We start from the raw sequence: 17,103 nt of genomic DNA on the forward strand, positions 1-17,103 counted from the left end.
GCGGCTCCTCGCGGCTCGGGCGACGCTCACCGGGCGGCCCCGGACCGGGGGCTCGCGCGGGCGTGGCGGTCGTCGATGGTTCGCGGCTCTGGCTGCTCGAGCTCGACGAGGACCGCGTCGGCGAGCGCGTGCTGGGCGGTCGTCGCGAGCAGCTCGCCAGGCTCGACGCCCGCGAGGATCTCGACCTCACGATCGCCGTAGGCCCCGACCCGAACCTCGCGCAGCGCCGCGACCCGGCGCTCGAGCCCCTCGCCCACGCCCGCGGACTGCTCCGCCGAAGCTGGAACCAACACGAACACCGCGAGCTTGCCGGCTCGTCGGGTCAGGGCCGCCCGCGGGATCAACACCCGCTCGCCCCCCTTGTGCAGCGGCAGCGAGATCGTCGCGACCATGCCGCCGCGGATCCGACCTTCGGGGTTGTCGAGGTGATACTCGACGTCGAACAGGCCCGTGATTGGATCGGCCGCGGGCGCGAGCGCGGCGAACCGGGCCAGGGTCGACTCGCCGCCGAGATCCTCGATCGTGACGAGCGCCTCGGTGTCCTGATCCAGGCGGCCGATCTCGCTGCCCACGAGCCCGACCCGGACCCGGATCTTGGCCAGATCCACGAGGTCGAGCAGCGGCGCGCCGGGTCCGATCGTGTCGCCGACATCGACGAGCCGCCGGGCCACGACCCCATCAATTGGCGCGCTCATCTTGGCGTCCCTGGACGAGCGCCGAGCCGAGCCGAGATCCGCGTTGGCCCCGTCGAGCGCGGCCTGGGCCCGATCGAGGGCGTGCTTGGCCCCGTCGAGCTGGGCCGCGGCCAGGCTGCCCTTGGCGACCAGACCCTGCTTGCGCTCGTAGTCCGTGCGCGCGAGCTCGACGTCGTGCTCGAGCGCCTCGACCCGCGCCGAGGCCCCCGACACCGCCAGCCGCTGGCGCGAGCCGTCGATCCGCAGCAGCAGCGCGCCGGCCTCGACCTGGTCGCCGTTGTCGACCGTGACCTCGAGCACCCGGCCGCCGACCTCCGAGCGCAGGTTGGCGTCGCGCCAGGGCGAGGTCATGCCCGTCGCCGTGACCTCCCGGGCCAGCACGCCCGTGCGCGCGGCGGCAGCCTCGACCCGGATCGCGCCGTCGCCTGGATCGAGCACCGCCTGGGTCGGCGCTGGCGCCTGATCGACCTCCGTACAGGCGGCGCCGAGCAAACCGGTGGCGACCGCGAGCGCGGTCAGAACACCGATCCCAGACGGCCGAAGCATGATCGGTTGATCCCACGCGAGGCCGGTGTGGTCAATGACCGAACCAGCTCCGACTACGAGCGGTCCAACAGCTCACGCGCGCGATCGGCTGGCACGGCCGCGAGCTCGGCGAGCTCATGAAAGACCGCCCGCTCCCGCTCGCCCCGGTCGCTGGCCTGGACCAGCGGCGCCACCTCGTAGAGCACCGCCTCGCGGGCCTCCGGGTCGAGCGCCGCGAGCCGCCCCCCGAGCTGCTTTAGCTCCGGCGGCGAGTACAGCAGCATCGAGAGCTCGACCCGCCGGGCGACCGAGACCGGCATGCGCTCCAACAGCGAGTCGAACTGCGCCGCCTCGGCGCTCGCTAGCTGGCCGTCGAGGTTGGCGAGCGCCGCCGCGAAGCCGACGACCAGCTCGGCCCGCGTGGCCGCATCTTGGGTCCAGCGCTCACGCCAACCTTGGGCCTGGTCTGGGCTCACGCCGACTTTTTCGGCGATCCGATCATGGACGGCGGCCTCGACCTCCGAGCCGCTCCCGTCGGCCAGCGCCATCCGCCAGGCCTGCTCGAGCAGCTGCTCGACGAAGTAGGGCAGCGGCGGCGGGAGCTCGGCGAAGCGCCGCTCGAGCAACGGCCGATCGCCGAGCAGGTCCAGCCACGGCTGCATCTGCTCGTCGTCGACGCTGGCGTCGACGAGCCGCAGTATCTGATCCCACTCCCCAAACTCGAGCATGTCATCCGCGTGCGCGATCATGCCGCACGCGACCAACGTCCACTCTTGCTCCGGCGTGAGCATGTCTAGTTCTACGCCAACAGCGCGCGGCTGTCAGCCGTCTATCTCGAAGTAACAAGGACCGATCGCCAGCGCCTCCGGACCGACACCATGCCACAGCGCCGCGGGCAACAGCCGCAGAGTCCGCAGCAGCGGGTCGGCGAAGCCCAGCGCCCGCCCGGTCACGGGCTCGATCGGCGGGACGCCGTGGAGCCCACCCAATGATCCAGCGAGCGGTCCGGCCAGAGGTCCAGCCGGGCCAGCCGACGCGGCGCTGCTGCCGAGCGGCAGCGACAAATTGAGCCCAAACAGGCGTCGAACCTTCTGCAGGATCGTGGGCGGCGGCGGATAGTGAAGAACGGCCGGCGCCGCGCCAGACCGCACGGGCATGTTGGCCATCTGCGCGGCCCGGTCGACGGCCTCATGGAGTCCACCGTAGGCGTCGACCAGCCCGATCTCGAGCGCTCGCACGCCGCTCCACACGTGGCCGCGCGCGACCGCGTCGGCGGCCTCGGGTGTCATCGCCCGCGCAGCCGCGACGCGCTCGATGAACAGGTCGTAGGTCGCCTGTATCCCCGCCATCGCGGCGTCGCGCTCATCGTCGCTGTAGGGCTTCCAGTACGAGTGCATCGTGGCCCGATCACCAATCGAGAGCAGCTCGGCGTCGACCCCGACCTTGTCGAGCAGACCGGAGAGATCGAGCTTGGGCAGGAACACCCCGATGCTCCCGGTATAGGTCGTCGCGTTGGCGTAGATGTACTGCCCCGCGGTCGCAATGTAGTAGCCGCCCGAGGCCGCGGTCTGGCCCATCGAGATCACCACGGGCTTGCGCTCGCGGGTCCGGTCGAGCTCGCGGGCGATCTGCTCCGAGGCCCGCACCGATCCCCCGCGTGAATCAATGCGCACGACCACGGCCTTGACGGCGTTGTCTTCGCGAAGCTCGGCGATCGTCTTGGTCAGGGTCTCGCTGCCGGCCAATTCGAGGTTCAGCAGCGGGATCGTGAGCGACGGTCCGGTGACCAGGGTGCCGCGCACGTGCACGATCGCGACGTGGGCCGGCGCGCCCCAGTCCCCCGTTCGCGTTGGTGAGGACGGCGGCGCCTCGATCCTGACGCCGCGACCCAGCCAGGCCTCGAGCTTGGCGTCGAGCTCATCGGGCCACGCGAGGTCATCGACGATCCCGCGCCGTCGGGCGTCTTCGGGCTGCCACGGCGCGGCGTCGACCCAGCCCGAGACCAGCGCGGGATCGCGGGCGCGCGAGCGACCGATCACGCGGATCAGGTGGTTCCAGGTGTCGGTCATCAACGCGCGGTTGGCCTCGGCGACGGGTGCGCTCGGGCCCGTGCGGCTCCAGATCTCGGGCGTTCCCTTGTACTCGGCGACCCGCACGAACTCGGCCTGGACGCCGATCCGGGCCAGCAACTCGCCCCAGTACAGGGTCCGCGTCGACAGCCCGATGATCGAGAGCGCGGCGTGGGGGTGCGCGATGATCCGATCGGCGACCGACGCCAAGAAGTAGCTGGTGAGCGAGCCGCCCTCGAGGTACGCGACGACCTTGCCACCGCTGTCCTGGTAGCGACGCAGGGCCTCGCGCAGCTCCTCGAGCTGGGCGCTGCCGAACCCCGAGCCGGCCAGCTCGACGAGCACCACGCCCCCGCGGCGCCGGGCCAGATCGTCGACCAGCCAGACCAGCTCGGCCAGCTCGCGGTCGTCGTGCTTGCCGGCCAGCGACAGCCGCGTGACCCGGCGCGGTCGAGCCGGCAAGATGTCGGTGTAGCGCTCGCGCGAGAGCCTGACTCGCCCGCTCACGCCGTGCATGCCGCCTGCGCCGAGCCCAGCGGTGGGGCCCACGGCGACGCCAAAGTGCGGGGTGTCGAGCTGCACGCCCATGCTCACCCGGGCAGCCGTGCGCGCGTCGGCCTGGGTCGGCTGCATGCCGGGCCCAGGATCGTCAAAGTACGCGACCCCCTCGGCCTCGACGTAGACCCGCACGCCACGGTTGCCGAACAACAGCCGCCCGCGCGGCTGGACCTGGTACCCGCGGATCGGCGCCTCGGGGGCCTGCAAGCCAGCGAGCCGGGCCCGCATCCCGGCGGCGACCTCGAAGCGCGCGTCGCCAAACGGACGCAGCGCGATCTCTGGATCGAGCACCGGGGCCACCCGCACGCTGTCGGCCAGGCTCGGCGCGTTGAGATTGCGCGCGACCACAGCCAGGCTCACGAATCGGTTGGCTCGCCAGCTGAGCGCGAGATCGAGCTGGTTGACCCGACTCGCGTAGACGTTCTCGCCTGAGAACAGTCGCGAATACTGTAGCCCAAATGACAATCCCGGCACCCAGCGCATCAACGGTACGGCCGCCGCGATCGTGAACTTTCCGAACGGGGCGTCGGCCGTCGAATACAGGCTGCCCGGCTCGCCTTGCTGGCGCAGCACCGCCTGCAGCCCGACCCCGAGCGCGAGGATCTTCCATGGCAGCGGAACCGCCACGAAGCCCCCGATGCCATCGCCCCGGCGCCCGCTGCTGTCGATATTGTAGGTGAAATCAATGATCGCGTTGAAGCCGTCCAAATAGCCGAGGTTGGCCGGGTTTTGGACCACCGCGCTGGCGTCGGCCTCGCCCGCGACGACGCCGTAGGGGCGATCGGGCTCGCGCAAGATCGAGCGTGCCTCGCCGCCGTTGCCGGCCTGGGCTGACCGCGATGTGCACAGCGTCGCGGCGAGCACGAGCAGGCCCATGAGCGCGAGCTCGAGCGTGACGGATCGCCGCGGGCTGCTCCGTCGCATCTGGACGGTGATAACACGTTGGACCGCGACGTGCGCTACCGGGTCTGGACGCGGCGTAGACGGCCGAGTCGCGCGACCGGCGGGGAAGCTGTTGCGGCGAGCAACTGACCTTCGCTACGCGGGTCAGCGCGCAGGCGCTCGCACAAACGCCTGTGCTGGCGCCCGACGCTGGCTGGGCGTCGTCAGCGCCATCGCTATCGCAGGACGCGAGCGAGGCCTGGCGTGTCCTCGGCGATGTCCGCTGGCGGGTCGGCAAGCTGCCCGTTGTTGAATGGCGCCGCATGGGTGCTCGTGTCCACCGCTGAGCGAGTGTCGTGAACCGCACGGAGGCGCTCGATCTCGGGAGCAGCTGGCGCCTGCGCCAGACGAATGCATTGACAGTGCGATGGATGATTGCGACATATGCCATATGGGTAGTGAGTTGATTCGCCCAACCTCCGTGTTCGGCCCCAACATTCGGAGCCTGCGCCTCGCTCGGGGCTAAACAGGCAAGCCCTCGACCAGCGAGTTCGGCCGCCGCTCCACACGATCCAGCAGATCGAGCAGATCCAGCAGATCCAGCAGATCCAGCAGATCCAGCAGATCCAGCAGGGTGACTTCAACCCGGGAATGCGCGCGCTCTACAACCTATGCGACGAGCTCGATATCTCGTTCTCGACGCTCGTCGCGGGATTGTGTCGGCAGGTCGAGGGCAGCCAAAGCGCGGCGCGGGATCGGGCCGCCGGGCACACGCCGGACCAACGCCGCGCCGCGTTGTTCGCCTCGGGCCAGTTCGCTCGATGTGATGACGACGCGCTCACGTGGTGAGCGTGGCTGTCCTCGGGGGGGGGGCCGAGGCGGCCGGCGCATCGAGTCGTTCTGTGCGCGCCTCGCAGTCCAAAGGAGGCCGTGCGCGCCGACATGCGACGCAAGGTCAAGCGACTGCTTCGCAAGCACGGGTATCCGCCAGACAAGCAGGAGCAGGCGGTGTTGACCGCGATCGAGCAAGCCGAGCGCGTCGTCAAGGACTGGGCGCGGGCCACCTAGGACTCAGCCCAGTTGGGACTGGGCCGCCAGCCGCCGACCGAGCGTACCGTCTACGTGCTGTGCCTGACGTGCGCTCACCTACACTGCGTTCCTGCACCCGTCAGCGTGGTTGCCCACCGATGGCGATTGCGAGGAGCGCCAGCCCGATCGCCACAGTGCTCGCCAGAGTGTCAACCTCGTGGTTGCGCTGCCGCGCGCGCAGCCACTGGGAGATGAAGGCGCCGCTGAAGACCGGCGTCATGAACGCCCAGACCCATAGGTCACGCTGCGCTGCGACCGTGATGATCCAGGCACTCGCAACAGCAATGAGGCCGACTATCCCGGCTACCAGAGCTCGCCGCATGCTGACTTGCCCTTTCCGAAGATCAACTCGCCACACCCACACCCGACGGCGACCGACGCCAGCATGCCGCCTACGGGATTCGCCGTTGCGATGGCGACCCTTGCGGCAGCTACACCGACCAGGCAACCTCCCCAGCCCCGCTGGGCCTGCGGCGCGAAGCCCACTTCCATGGCGAGCGCGCCTGTCCGCTGGGACACTTCTTCGGCAGACAAGGTGCCCTCGATCACCGGGGCGGTGCCGGGCGCGAGCGTGATCTGGCTGTAGCCGTCGCTGTAGTCGAGCACGACGAACCAGACGCCGTCCACGTCTTCCCAGATGTGGACTTGGCCTTGGAGAGCATCCGACTGATCGTAAACCAGGACCTCGGCGCTCTCGGTCGAAGTTACGGTTGCCACTGCGTGACTCTCTTCGAGCGGTGGCGCGGTGGGTTGTTGGAGGTTGAGGAGGAGGGTGGTTGCGACCGTTGTTTGCATGGCTCCAAACTGGGCCGCTCCCATCGATCGAGGAAGACTCGAGCATCAGCAAGCTTTGCCACGAAATCCACGGACGTCCGCGGCTTGCTGATGGTGATCGACATGAGCCCATAACTCGACACGCTCGGCGCTGTGCCGCTGACTGCGGACGCTGAGTATCGCTATCTCTGGACGTCGGTCTCAGGGGCATGCCAATATAGCCTCGCCAAGGTGCCCAAGCTGCTCGCGGACGTCTGCTACAACCCGAGCAACAACGCGGTGAGGCTGAAGTGGCCCGGGGTTGGATCCGAACGGGGGTCGCACGGGCTGGAGGTGGGCCGAGGCCTGATCCGAACGGGGCCGCGCTGGCCGGGAGTGGTCCGGGGTTGGATCCGAACGGGGGTCGCACGGACTGGAGGTGGGCCGAGGTTGGATCCGAACGGGGCCGCACCGGAACGCGACTACCTTCGCGGACTTCCCGCCGACCTCGGCACGGACCGAGGGTGCCCAGACGTATGTCCCGGCCCGCCCGCGGCCAGGATTGGGCCACCTCCGCGGACTTCCCGCCGACCTCGGCACGGACCGAGGGTACCCAGGCGTGTGTCATGACCTTCAGCCGCCCCCACACGCCTGCGCCGGGCTGGTCGGTCGAAACTCATCGGTCTCCCAGGTCGTCCACGCGAAACTCTTGTGAGTAGCGGAGCCCGAAACCGAAACCGCACCGCCGTCGGTCGCCCATCCGCGACCTCGATGACAGTGGCCAGATAGTCGACCGTCTGCGCGGTATCGCCGACCCGAAGGGCTTCGAGTTCGTGTTGCGAAACTGCATCTCGAACCCGCCGACGGTCCATCCGAGCTCGGGCTCGCGCAGTTCGATGGTTTCCGCATCGACGCAGGCGCCCACTGCTCTTCAGCTTGTTCGCAGTCGCCCTCGCGTTTGGCACCGGTTGCAACGACCATGAGGAGGTGTCTGATACGGTGAGTCGATGAGATCAGAACGCCCCACACTAGCGGTAGCAGTCGCCCTCCCACTGGGCGTGGCCTCGTGCCAGGCGTTCCCCCTGCCGCCCGATCTTGATACCACCAACGCCACCGACTCGACCGGAGGCGACTTGGGGATTGCTGTATGGCGGGCCCGTCTTGGATCTCGATGATGTGTTTGGCGTCACGGCTGACCCTGGCGATCAGTTTGGATGGGTCATGATCGCTGGGGATCTGAACAAGGACGACTTTGATGATCTCGTGATCGGTGCGCCGGGTGACGAGCTTAACGGTTCAATCGTCATCATTCCTGGCTCGGATCTCGGGCTCGACGTCGACAACGCGACCTGGTTTCGGCAAGGGGATGGCGTGGCGGGCGACAACGTGGCCGGGGATCAGTTCGGGTACGCGTTGACGTGGACAAATCTTGGTCTGGGCAGCGACAACGCCTTCCGAGCGCTTGCGATCGGAGCGCCTGGCGAGAACGGCAACATCGGTGCGGTCAACGTCTATCGTACGGGTACAGGCAGCACGATCTCGTTGACCGGAGACACCTACATTTCCCAAGGTATGATCGAAGGCGACGAGATGACCGGGGATCGGTTCGGCAGTAGCCTGCTACCGCCCCGCGCCGTGACGGAGGCGGTCTTCAAATGAAGTGCGAACGACATCTGGCTCGGTTCTCGATTGCGGCCCTCGCTGCCTCGACCATCATCGGGTGCGGCCCAGGTGAAGTCAGCGACGTCGGCTCTGATCCATTCCACGACCTGCCCGTCGAGGCGGAAGCCGAGGACGGTGTCGTCGGCGATCCATGGCACTGCGGCGAGCTCGGGCTGAAGTGCGTCGGCGGGCTCGGGATCGGCGAGTGCATCGACGGTGAGTGTCAGGGTCGCCTGATCGCGGAGTGCTGGTCGCCCGCGTTCGCGCCCACGTGCGACGCCTTCTGCGAGTCGTTCGACGAGTCGTGCGCCTACACCTGGCGTGCGACGGGGCGACGGCGTGGGGCTGGTCGGGCTCAGCCTCCGAGGCCGACGCGAGGTGCCTGGGCGGCGATCACGACACCGCCATCCCGCTGACCGTCACCTGCGATCAGCCGCTCGAGGGTCTGATCACGACCATGATGTGCTGCTGCGTATGAGTCAGCTCCGGTGGTTGGGCCGTGCCGAACGGTCTGTGCTCGGGCAGCCATGCAGCGTGCACGCGATTCAAAGCTCGCGTGTGCACTGACCACCCCGCCGAACACGACAGGTCCGAGCGGCGCGCGGTCAGCGCCGCGCATGCGCGCCGTTGGGTCAGTCGTCCGTGATCGTGCGTCTCATGGTCGGGCGTCGTGGCGGATGACGGAGATCTCATCGGTGGAGGTGGCCCCGTAGAACGACAGGGCCTCACCCGCCACCACGCCGTAGGGGCGGTCGGGCTCGCGCAAAATCGAGCGCGCCTCGCCGCCGTTGCCAGCCCGGGCCGACGCTCGGACCCGCTCGGACCCGCCGGCGTCGGCGGCCACCGCAGCCGAGGTCCGGTCGAGTCGGAGAGATGGCAGATCGCAGACCGCCGCCGCGCCTCCAAAAATCAGGACCGTATTGGGCGACTCGTGCCTGCTGTCAATAATTACGCGAACGCTGCGAATCACGATGATGATGACCGCAACAATGACAATGTGACCCCCCGACGTCACAATATAATTACGACATGTTCGAACATTGCACTCAGAAAGATGGCCATGTTCACCTCGGGTCATTCGCCCGCTCGACTCGCCTCGGGCTCGCGGCCGGCTCAATCACCGATTCCGAAATTACGTCTCAGGAGCAGTCTCATGTCCGAACACAACTCATCGACGGGTCAGCTAGCATCCATCATTCACGCACTACCATGTGACGCGGCCGGGTTTCGCAAGCTGGCCGACACCCTCGAAGATCTCGAGGACGAGGTCAGCCCCCACCTCGACGCGTTCAGCAGCGCCGCGCTCCGCTACGGCGCCAGCATCGACCGCGACGCGCTGATCACCTTGTTTCGCCGACGTCGCCGCGACCTCGAGCTTGCGATCTTGGTCCTGAGTACCCGGCTGCGCTCGGTCCCACCGCGCTCGATCTACCCGGGAAATTTGCTCGCCAGCTTCATCAGCAACGCGCTCGGGCGGCGCGGCAGCCAGCCGCTGAGCGCCCTGCTCACCGCGCTCGAGCAGCGCGATCCGGCCGGCTGGGACCGGCTCGTCAGCAGCTTCGCGGCCCTGTCCGACGCCAGCGACGGGTGGCGGAGGTGGCCAGAGCCCAAGCTCGCGCGGGCGGCCGTCGACGCGCTCGCAGCCGTCGAGCAAGCGTGGGCCGCGTCCGCGCGTGACGTGCGCCGCACCCTGACGGGCGGGGGCAACCGCGAGCGCCGACGTGATCCCGCGTTTCGTCGCGCCGTGAGCTGGCACGCCAGCACCCTGAGTCTGCTCGAGCGCATCGCTGTACCCGGCGGCCCGCTGCGGCTCACGATTGACTACTGTCTCGCGGTCATCGCCTATTTCGACACTGCGATCGTCAACCCGCAAGCGAGCGTCTCAGCCAACCGCGCGGCGTGTGATCTGCTGATTCTCGAGGTGTTTGGCATGCTCGCCCAGTTCTCATTGACCGACGATACCCCCGACGACAGCACCCCGCGAACCCTCGAACAAGGCGACACCAACCGACGCAAGCGAATCCAGCGGGCACGCCTGAAAGTGATCACCCAGCTGCAGCCCACATTCGACGACTTCGCCTGGGTCGATCAAATTTATCCGGCATTGCTTAGAACTCACCGGGATGGCATGAATTTGTCGTCCCTTGGATCGGACACCGAATCGGATGAGGTCGGCGGGGCGGCCGTCCTCGACATCAGCCACAGCCACGCGCTCGTGCACATGGCCCGCTGAGCCGACGCGATGACCCACAGCCGCCGTCGTGGCTGGTGGCTGTGGGGGTGCTTTTCTAGACCGCGCCGGACCTGACGAAGCTGCGGATCTGCTCGATCTCGAGCTCGGCCACGCGGCGGAGGGTCTCGGGGGTGGCTTCGCTGTAGAACTTCTTGAGGCTGGCCCGGGACTCGAACAGCCGCCGCCGGATCGTGCCCGCCGGAATGCCCTTCTCGCGGCCGAGCTCGCGCGCGCTGGTGTCCTGCCAGTAGAAGCGCTCGACGAGCTCGCGGTGGTCGGGCGACAGGCTCCGAACACACGCGAGCGCCAACGCGTGGCGCTCACGCTCGAGCAGACACTGCTCGGCGATCGCGGGCTCGCCCGCGCTGTCGTCGAAGCTCTCGAAGCAGATCCGTCGGTAGCCCCGGCGCAGGTGGTCATTGAGGGTGTTGTGGGCGATGCTCATCACATAGGTGCGAAAGCTCGACCGGGCCTGGAACCCATGGATCGCGCGTGTGAGTCGTGACAGGGACTCCTGCACGAGGTCTTCACTGTCGGGGCCACTCACCCGTGATCGGAAGTACGAACGCACCGCGGGCGCGTAGCGGGACACGAGCACACCGCCGGCCTGGCGATCGCCCTCGCGCCAGCGCTCGAGTAACACGTGATCGGAACAGGCGGGGCCGGGGTCGACGCTTCTGATGCTCTCCACAGCGGGTAAGCTAGCGCTGGCCTCCGCCAACGTGGGACCCCGGTCGCTTTAGCCACCCTCTGTCACTGCAGCCAGGCGACCGTCACCGCGTCGCCGCCTTCGGCGGGCAGGCCGGGCCGCTGACGGTGAACGCTCTCGTGCCGCTCGAGCAGCTCGCGAACGGCCTTGCGCACCGCTCCGCCACCGTGACCGTGACGGATCAAGACGACGTCCTGATCCCGCGCGAGCGCCTGGGCGACGAAGTCCGAGACGCGATCCTGGGCGTCTTCGTAGCGCTGGCCCCGGACGTCGCAGACGTTGTCGACGCTGGTCTTCACCGCGACCGCGCCCTCGCCAAAGTGGGCTTGCGCCTGGGCCTGCACGACCGCCTGAAAGTCGAGGATCGGCGTGGCTTTGCCAGGCTTGCGCCCGAGCCGACGCCCGAGCTCGGGCGGCGGCCGGCTGAGATCCCGGACCTTGACGGTGGTCCGCAGCGTGGCGAGCTGGACGGTGACCTTCTTGGGGGGAGTCCCGGACAGCGCGACGACCTCGCCCTCTTGCTTCATGCTCAGGACCCGGACCCGATCGCCGATCGCCAGGGTCCGCGGATCGACGCGAACGGTGCCCGCGAGCTCGGTGGCGGCCGCCTGGTCCGACGCGGCCTCGGCCTCGGTCTGGGCCCGGTGCTTGGCGAGCGTGCTGCGAGCCTCGCCAGCGAGCTGTGCCCGGGTCGGCAGCTGCTCGACCTGCTCGGGATCTTGGCGACGCAGGTGCTTGCGCTTGGTCTTGAGCTCGACCTCGAGCGCGCGCAGCTGCTCGACCGCGGCCATGTAGGCCTTGGCCTTGCGGCTGCGCACCCCCTCGAGCAGCCGCCGCTCGCGGATCCGGACCTCGTGATCTTGCTGGCGCAGGCGCAGCTGATCACGCTCGAGTCGCTCGCGGGTGCGGGCCAGCGACTGCCGCTCGGCCTCGATGTCGCGCAGCAGCTCGTCGATCTTCACGCCCTCGTCGCCGAGCAGCGCCTCGGCCCGGGTCAGCACCGCCTCCGGCAGCCCCAGCCGCCGCGCGACCGCGATCGCGCTCGAGCTGCCCGGCACGCCGAGGCTCAGGCGAAAGGTCGGACGCATGCGGGCGATGTCGAACCCGACCGCGGCGTTGTGAAACCGGGCTGACGTCGCCGGCTGCGTGGCCAGCAGCTTGAGCCGATCATAGTGGGTCGTCACGACCACCGTCGCGCCCGCGTCCACCAGCGCGACGAGGATCGCCTCGGCCAGCGCCGCGCCCTGCTCGGGATCGGTGCCGACCGCGACCTCGTCGAGCAACACCAGGGTGCCAGGGCCCGAGTCGGTCGCGGCGTGCAGGGCCGCCCGCACGTGGCCGACGTGGGCCGAGAAGGTCGAGAGGTTGGCGGCGATCGACTGGTCGTCGCCGACGTCGGTGATCAACGCCGAGAACACCGGGATCCGCGGCTGGCCCTCGCACGGCAGCGCGATCCCGGTCGCGGCCATCAACGCCAGGACCCCGAGGGTCTTGAGCGCCACCGTCTTGCCGCCCGCGTTGGGCCCGCTCACGACCAGCGCGTGGCCGCGCTCGAGCACGATGTCATTGGGCACGACCTCCACGCCATCGAGCAACAGCAGCGGATGCCGAGCGGCGCGCAGGTCGATCGCCGGACGCCCGCCTTCGTTCTCGTGCTCGTGGTGGGGATCGTGCAAGCTCGGGATCACGCCGCCGAGCTGCTCACCGAAGGCCTGGCGGGCCAACATCAGATCGAGCTCGACGCAGGCCCGCTGCATCCCGCCCAGGCTCGTCGCTCGCTCGGCGACCTTGGTCGACAGCGCCCGGAGGATCTTTCGCTCTTCCTCGACCGCCGCGAGCTCGGCCTCGCGCAGGGCGTTGTTGTCTTCGACCAGGCTCGCGGGCTCCAAATAAAAGGTCTGCCCGGTCGAGCTCGAGCCATGAATGATCGCCCCGCGCTCGCGCACGGCCCCGAGCCGATCGCTGCGAACCGGCAGCACCACCCGACCGTCGCGCTCGGTCAGGTAGCTATCGCGCAGGCACTCGGCGATCACCGGGTTTCGCAGCAGCCGCTCGGCGTTGGTCTGCAGCCGCTGCTTGGCCGCGCGGACCTCCCGGCGCGCGGCGGCCAGGGCCGGGCTCGCGTCCGCCGAGATCTGCGCGACCTCGGGGCGCCGGTCGATCGCGCGATCGAGCTCGGCCAGCAGCGCGGCGCAGGTCTCGATTGGGCTGGACCCCGGCCTAGAACCCAGCCTGGCCGCGCAGGCTCGCAGGCCCCGCACTTGCCCCTCACCCAGGGCCCCGCTCGCCTCGCGCCGCTCGGCCTGCGCGAACGCTTCGGCGAGCAACCCACACGCCCGACACAGCTCGGCCACGCCGATCAGCTCGACCACGCTCAGCAAGCCGCCGCCGCGCGCGACCGCGAGGCTCTCGTCGAGATCCTCGAGCTGAGACAGCGCCGCCGCGATCCCGGCCCCACCGCTGGGGTTGTCGAACAGCCACAGCGCCTCGATCCCCTCGAGCTCGCTCAGCCGGGCCGCGGCGGCGGCCCGCTCGGTCTCGGGTCGCAGCGCGGGCAGCCGCTCGACCGCGGCCAGCTGGCGCGCGCTGCCAGGTTGCTCGGATGCGGGCGCCAGGCCGAGCAGCCGCTCCATGGCCTCGAGATCATCGTGGACCCGGGCCCGCGCGATGTCGGTGCGCAGGCGATCTGCGATCCGCCGGACCAGCTGCGTCCACCCGAGGTGGCGCAGCGCGTCGCCCCGGCCGTTGGCCAGCCACCGAACCAAAGCCGGCGCCTGCTCGGCCTGTGTGGCGTCCACGGGCGCTGATCGGCCGCGCGAGTGCGCGGGACTGCGAAGAGATTGTCGCACTCGAGATCACTTTAGAGGTTCGAGCCAGGATTCTGACCCGTCTGTGGGCACTGTGCCCCCTGAGGCTGCTCAGAATCTCAGCGAACGTGAGACTAGCACTCAGGGGCTCGGCGGGCGTACCATGCCCTGCGCCTGGGTCAAGCGACTCGGGTACCGGCCCCCGAGCCCGGAACATCAGCCCGGCATCAGCCCGGAAACCCAGCCCGACCACTCGCAGCCACCGCTCACCCCGCGACCCATGCACGCCTGGATCCTGTTTGTCTCGCTGATGGCCTTCTATACGGTCCTCTCGGGCCAGATCCACAGCACCTTCTTGCTGGGCGCCGGGGTCGTGTGCAGCGCCGCGATCACCTTGCTGGCCAAGCGCCTCGGCATCGTCGACGACGAGGGCGTGCCCTACCGCTGGTGGCCCCGCACGATCAAGTACCTGCCATGGCTGATGTGGCAGATCGTGCTGGCCAACATCGACGTGCTCAAACGCGTGTGGAAGATCGGCCCGCTCGACATCCAGCCCCGAATGATCCGGGTGCCCAACCAGCTGCGCACGGCCTACGGAGTCGCGAGCTACATGAACTCGATCACGCTGACCCCCGGCACGGTCACGGTCGACATCGGCAAGGACGAGCTTTTGGTCCACGCGCTGACCAAGGCCGCGGCTGACGATCTGCTCAGCGGCGAGATGCACCGCCGGGTGCTCGCCGTCGAGGGCCCGATCAAGTCCCAGCAGGAGGCCAAATGATCGAGCCCTGGTCCGCTCCACTGGCCAACGTTGGCGCCGCCGCGCACTCGCCTACTTCCTATGTCGTCCTCGCAACCTGTCTCGCCCTCCTGACCGGCGCGATCTTGCTGCTGATCCGAGCCCTGCGCGGGCCAACCGTGTTCGACCGGATCCTCGCCGTCAACGCGATGGGCACCAAGACCGTCGTGCTGGTCGCCTGCATCGCGTTCTTGGACATGCCGCACGGCAACCCCAGCTTCTACCTCGACACGTCCATCGTCTACGCGCTGATCAACTTCGTCGCGACCATCGCGATTCTCAAGTACATCCAGTACCGGAGGCTCAGCTAGTGAGCGTGCTCGAAATCCTTGGCGCGCTGTTCATGCTGGGCGGCTGCGTGTTCGCGCTGACCGGGGCGGTCGGCGTGCTGCGGATGCCCGACTTCTATGCGCGGCTCCACCCGGCCGGAAAGTCCGACACCCTCGCGCAGGCGCTGATCTTGTTTGGCCTGGCGCTGCTGGCCGGGCAGCAGCTGATCAACGCGTGGCCGAGCGAGGCCAACAGCCACGCCGACGCGTGGATCGGTCTCGCCAACATCATCCTCAAGCTCGGGCTGTTGACCGCGCTGTTGTTCCTGACCGCACCCACGGCGACCCACGCGATCGCCAAGGCCGCGCGGCTCGATCGCTACACCCGGCTGCCCTTCGACCATGAACCCGGGGACGACCCGGCGAGCTCGCGCGTGGCCGAGATCGTGGTCGCGGGCGACGTCACCGAGCCACTCGAAGAGCCCCCCGGCCCCGTGCTCGACGTGCGCGAGACCGTCGCGGAGGACGAAGACCCGTGAGCAATCCCGTCCTCATCCTCGACATCTTCTTGCTGGTGCTCGTCGCCGCGACGGCGGTCGCGGTCATCAGCGTGCGCAGCCTGCTCTCGGCCACGATCCTCGCGGGCGTCTACAGCCTGCTGATGGCGCTGGTGTGGACCAACATGCACGCGCTCGACGTCGCCTTCACCGAGGCGGCCGTCGGCGCAGGCATCTCGACGATCTTGCTGCTCGGCGCGCTGGTGTTGACCAAGCGCTTCGCCAAGTCCGAGCCGGTCCTCCACACGCCCGCGCTGCTGGTCTGCGTCGCTACCGGGCTGGTGCTGATCTACGGCACCTTCGACATGCCCCCGTTCGGCGATCCCAACGCGCCGATCCACACCCACCGGGTCCCTCGGCTGCTCGACCAGACCGTCGGCAAGCACGAGACCGCGGCCCCGCGCGACAAGGGCCACCCCCACGAGGGCCACCCCGACGACGACTTCAACGGCCACGCGCCCAACACCGTGACCAGCCTGCTCGCGGCCTACCGCGGCTACGACACGATGTTCGAGACCGCGGTCATCTTCGTCGCTGGGGTCAGCCTGTTGCTGCTGCTCCGGCGCCGACGCGAGGGCGAGCTCGGGGTGCCCGAGTCCAGCTCATCGGAGAGGGGCGAGCCCTGATGGCCGACACCCACGACCAGTCGGGCACGCCCGCCGGCGAGCAGATGAGTCAGCAGACGCTGATCCGGGTGATCGCCAAGATGACGATCCCGTTCATCTTGGTGTTCGGCTGCTACGTGATCCTGCACGGCGAGCTGGGCCCCGGCGGCGGGTTCCAGGGCGGGGTGATCCTCGCCGCCGCGTTCATCCTCTATGGCCTGGTGTTCGGAGCCGACGAGCTGCGCCGCCGGATCCCCCCGCCGATCATCGACGCCTGCATGGCCCTCGGCGCGCTGCTGTACGCGGGGGTCGGCCTGGCCAGCGTGCTGCGCGGGGGGACCTTCCTCGACTACGGCATGCTCGAGCCCGACCACGCTGGCGACGGCGAGGCGCTGGGCATGGCCCTCGTCGAGTACGGGGTCGGGATCACGGTCTGCTCGGTGATGGTCACGATCTACCTGATGATCAGCGAGCGACGCGCGACGGTTCGCCGGGGGGAGGTCCGCTAAGTGGAGTCGTTCGGCTACTTCAACTACTGGCTGGCGATCGTGATCATCATGATCGGCTTCTACGGGGTCATCGCCCGCCGCAACCTGCTCAAGCAGGCGATCTCGCTGGGCCTGTTTCAGACCGGCGTGTTCCTGTTCTACGTGACCATGGGCGTGTACCGCAGCCCCGACGGCACCGCCGGGGTCGCGCCGATCTGGACCGACGCCGCCAAGACCGGCCCGTTCGACAACCCCCTGCCCCACGTGCTGATGCTGACGGCGATCGTCGTGTCGGTGAGCACCCTGGCCGTGGCGGTGGCGATCATCGTCAACATCCAACGCAAGTACGGCACGATCGAGGAAGACGAGATCCTCGAGGCCGACAAGCGCGACAGCTGAGCCC

The 17,103-nt window shown here is 68.9% G+C and carries 18 protein-coding genes and 1 pseudogene; 11 read left to right on the top strand and 8 right to left on the bottom strand.

Annotated elements, in window-relative coordinates:
* Nucleotides 1-26: 26 nt before the first annotated feature.
* From ENSA7_RS11850 to sppA, 3 genes are read right to left on the bottom strand one after another with little or no spacing between them, the layout of a single operon-like run.
* Nucleotides 27-1,241, bottom strand: coding sequence for an efflux RND transporter periplasmic adaptor subunit (locus ENSA7_RS11850; protein WP_106089369.1), 1,215 nt, complete (start codon nucleotides 1,239-1,241; stop codon nucleotides 27-29).
* A gap of 53 nt (nucleotides 1,242-1,294) precedes the next feature.
* Nucleotides 1,295-2,011, bottom strand: coding sequence for a nitroreductase family protein (locus ENSA7_RS11855; RefSeq protein WP_106089370.1), 717 nt, complete (start codon nucleotides 2,009-2,011; stop codon nucleotides 1,295-1,297).
* A gap of 30 nt (nucleotides 2,012-2,041) precedes the next feature.
* Nucleotides 2,042-4,771, bottom strand: coding sequence for a signal peptide peptidase SppA (gene sppA / locus ENSA7_RS11860; protein WP_106089371.1), 2,730 nt, complete (start codon nucleotides 4,769-4,771; stop codon nucleotides 2,042-2,044).
* A gap of 609 nt (nucleotides 4,772-5,380) precedes the next feature.
* Here sppA and ENSA7_RS11865 point away from each other — a divergent pair.
* Together ENSA7_RS11865 and ENSA7_RS11870 are read left to right on the top strand one after the other, a co-directional pair.
* On the top strand, nucleotides 5,381-5,578 hold the full coding sequence (locus ENSA7_RS11865; protein ID WP_106089372.1) for a hypothetical protein: 198 nt from the start codon (nucleotides 5,381-5,383) through the stop codon (nucleotides 5,576-5,578).
* A gap of 72 nt (nucleotides 5,579-5,650) precedes the next feature.
* A pseudogene (locus ENSA7_RS11870) lies at nucleotides 5,651-5,797 on the top strand (type I restriction enzyme endonuclease domain-containing protein); the annotation flags it as partial.
* A 100-nt stretch (nucleotides 5,798-5,897) separates the two neighbouring features.
* On the opposite strand, the gene ENSA7_RS43540 reads toward ENSA7_RS11870, so the two are convergent.
* Both ENSA7_RS43540 and ENSA7_RS11880 read right to left on the bottom strand, forming a co-directional pair.
* On the bottom strand, nucleotides 5,898-6,038 hold the full coding sequence (locus tag ENSA7_RS43540; RefSeq protein ID WP_181233660.1) for a hypothetical protein: 141 nt from the start codon (nucleotides 6,036-6,038) through the stop codon (nucleotides 5,898-5,900).
* Between the two features lie 83 nt (nucleotides 6,039-6,121).
* Entirely contained in the window at nucleotides 6,122-6,613 is a 492-nt protein-coding gene (locus ENSA7_RS11880; RefSeq protein ID WP_146157601.1) for a hypothetical protein, read from the bottom strand.
* 1,134 nt (nucleotides 6,614-7,747) lie between these two features.
* Between ENSA7_RS11880 and ENSA7_RS11885 the strand changes: the two genes are divergently transcribed.
* Complete coding sequence (locus tag ENSA7_RS11885) at nucleotides 7,748-8,230, top strand: integrin alpha (protein ID WP_342352824.1); 483 nt, start codon at nucleotides 7,748-7,750, stop codon at nucleotides 8,228-8,230.
* Entirely contained in the window at nucleotides 8,227-8,649 is a 423-nt protein-coding gene (locus ENSA7_RS11890; RefSeq protein WP_106089376.1) for a hypothetical protein, read from the top strand. Before ENSA7_RS11885 ends, ENSA7_RS11890 begins: the two co-directional genes overlap by 4 nt.
* A 239-nt stretch (nucleotides 8,650-8,888) precedes the next feature.
* Here ENSA7_RS11890 and ENSA7_RS11895 read toward each other — a convergent pair whose 3' ends face one another.
* The gene (locus ENSA7_RS11895; protein ID WP_146157603.1) at nucleotides 8,889-9,311 is read right to left on the bottom strand and encodes a hypothetical protein; all 423 of its coding nucleotides are present in this window, start codon (nucleotides 9,309-9,311) and stop codon (nucleotides 8,889-8,891) included.
* A 75-nt stretch (nucleotides 9,312-9,386) separates the two neighbouring features.
* Between ENSA7_RS11895 and ENSA7_RS11900 the strand changes: the two genes are divergently transcribed.
* Complete coding sequence (locus ENSA7_RS11900; RefSeq protein ID WP_106089378.1) at nucleotides 9,387-10,466, top strand: hypothetical protein; 1,080 nt, start codon at nucleotides 9,387-9,389, stop codon at nucleotides 10,464-10,466.
* A gap of 55 nt (nucleotides 10,467-10,521) precedes the next feature.
* Here the strand turns inward: ENSA7_RS11900 and ENSA7_RS11905 are convergent, their stop codons facing one another.
* Both ENSA7_RS11905 and ENSA7_RS11910 read right to left on the bottom strand, forming a co-directional pair.
* On the bottom strand, nucleotides 10,522-11,157 hold the full coding sequence (locus ENSA7_RS11905) for an RNA polymerase sigma factor (RefSeq protein ID WP_181233661.1): 636 nt from the start codon (nucleotides 11,155-11,157) through the stop codon (nucleotides 10,522-10,524).
* 62 nt (nucleotides 11,158-11,219) lie between these two features.
* Complete coding sequence (locus ENSA7_RS11910; protein WP_181233662.1) at nucleotides 11,220-13,973, bottom strand: endonuclease MutS2; 2,754 nt, start codon at nucleotides 13,971-13,973, stop codon at nucleotides 11,220-11,222.
* Between the two features lie 289 nt (nucleotides 13,974-14,262).
* Here ENSA7_RS11910 and ENSA7_RS43545 point away from each other — a divergent pair, with 289 nt between their 5' ends.
* Genes ENSA7_RS43545 through ENSA7_RS11940 form a run of 6 tightly spaced genes read left to right on the top strand, consistent with a single transcriptional unit; the run spans nucleotide 14,263 to nucleotide 17,099 of the window.
* Nucleotides 14,263-14,763, top strand: a complete 501-nt coding sequence (locus tag ENSA7_RS43545; RefSeq protein WP_181233663.1) for a Na+/H+ antiporter subunit E — start codon at nucleotides 14,263-14,265, stop codon at nucleotides 14,761-14,763.
* Nucleotides 14,760-15,092, top strand: a complete 333-nt coding sequence (locus tag ENSA7_RS11920; RefSeq protein ID WP_106089382.1) for an MrpF/PhaF family protein — start codon at nucleotides 14,760-14,762, stop codon at nucleotides 15,090-15,092. Before ENSA7_RS43545 ends, ENSA7_RS11920 begins: the two co-directional genes overlap by 4 nt.
* The gene (mnhG, locus tag ENSA7_RS11925) at nucleotides 15,092-15,589 is read left to right on the top strand and encodes a monovalent cation/H(+) antiporter subunit G (protein WP_106089383.1); all 498 of its coding nucleotides are present in this window, start codon (nucleotides 15,092-15,094) and stop codon (nucleotides 15,587-15,589) included. Before ENSA7_RS11920 ends, mnhG begins: the two co-directional genes overlap by 1 nt.
* Nucleotides 15,586-16,233 (top strand): hydrogenase subunit MbhD domain-containing protein, encoded by a 648-nt coding sequence (locus ENSA7_RS11930; RefSeq protein ID WP_181233664.1) that lies wholly within the window; start codon nucleotides 15,586-15,588, stop codon nucleotides 16,231-16,233. Before mnhG ends, ENSA7_RS11930 begins: the two co-directional genes overlap by 4 nt.
* Complete coding sequence (locus tag ENSA7_RS11935) at nucleotides 16,233-16,721, top strand: Na(+)/H(+) antiporter subunit B (protein ID WP_219907951.1); 489 nt, start codon at nucleotides 16,233-16,235, stop codon at nucleotides 16,719-16,721. The genes ENSA7_RS11930 and ENSA7_RS11935 overlap by 1 nt, the downstream gene beginning before the upstream one ends.
* The gene (locus ENSA7_RS11940) at nucleotides 16,722-17,099 is read left to right on the top strand and encodes a cation:proton antiporter subunit C (protein WP_106089384.1); all 378 of its coding nucleotides are present in this window, start codon (nucleotides 16,722-16,724) and stop codon (nucleotides 17,097-17,099) included.
* Nucleotides 17,100-17,103: the final 4 nt, after the last annotated feature.

The organism is Enhygromyxa salina (assembly GCF_002994635.1).
Taxonomy (GTDB): domain Bacteria; phylum Myxococcota_A; class Polyangia; order Nannocystales; family Nannocystaceae; genus Plesiocystis; species Plesiocystis salina_B.

Bases quoted from the DNA above. Each gene is read 5' to 3' on its own strand.
- sppA (WP_106089371.1), bottom strand. From the start codon at position 4,771: ATGCGACGGAGCAGCCCGCGGCGATCCGTCACGCTCGAGCTCGCGCTC.
- ENSA7_RS43545 (WP_181233663.1), top strand. From the start codon at position 14,263: ATGCACGCCTGGATCCTGTTTGTCTCGCTGATGGCCTTCTATACGGTC.
- ENSA7_RS11890 (WP_106089376.1), top strand. From the start codon at position 8,227: ATGAAGTGCGAACGACATCTGGCTCGGTTCTCGATTGCGGCCCTCGCT.
- ENSA7_RS11935 (WP_219907951.1), top strand. From the start codon at position 16,233: ATGGCCGACACCCACGACCAGTCGGGCACGCCCGCCGGCGAGCAGATG.
- ENSA7_RS11855 (WP_106089370.1), bottom strand. From the start codon at position 2,011: ATGCTCACGCCGGAGCAAGAGTGGACGTTGGTCGCGTGCGGCATGATC.
- ENSA7_RS11900 (WP_106089378.1), top strand. From the start codon at position 9,387: ATGTCCGAACACAACTCATCGACGGGTCAGCTAGCATCCATCATTCAC.
- ENSA7_RS11895 (WP_146157603.1), bottom strand. From the start codon at position 9,311: ATGACCCGAGGTGAACATGGCCATCTTTCTGAGTGCAATGTTCGAACA.
- ENSA7_RS11920 (WP_106089382.1), top strand. From the start codon at position 14,760: ATGATCGAGCCCTGGTCCGCTCCACTGGCCAACGTTGGCGCCGCCGCG.
- ENSA7_RS11880 (WP_146157601.1), bottom strand. From the start codon at position 6,613: ATGCAAACAACGGTCGCAACCACCCTCCTCCTCAACCTCCAACAACCC.
- ENSA7_RS11850 (WP_106089369.1), bottom strand. From the start codon at position 1,241: ATGCTTCGGCCGTCTGGGATCGGTGTTCTGACCGCGCTCGCGGTCGCC.
- ENSA7_RS11865 (WP_106089372.1), top strand. From the start codon at position 5,381: ATGCGCGCGCTCTACAACCTATGCGACGAGCTCGATATCTCGTTCTCG.
- ENSA7_RS43540 (WP_181233660.1), bottom strand. From the start codon at position 6,038: ATGACGCCGGTCTTCAGCGGCGCCTTCATCTCCCAGTGGCTGCGCGCG.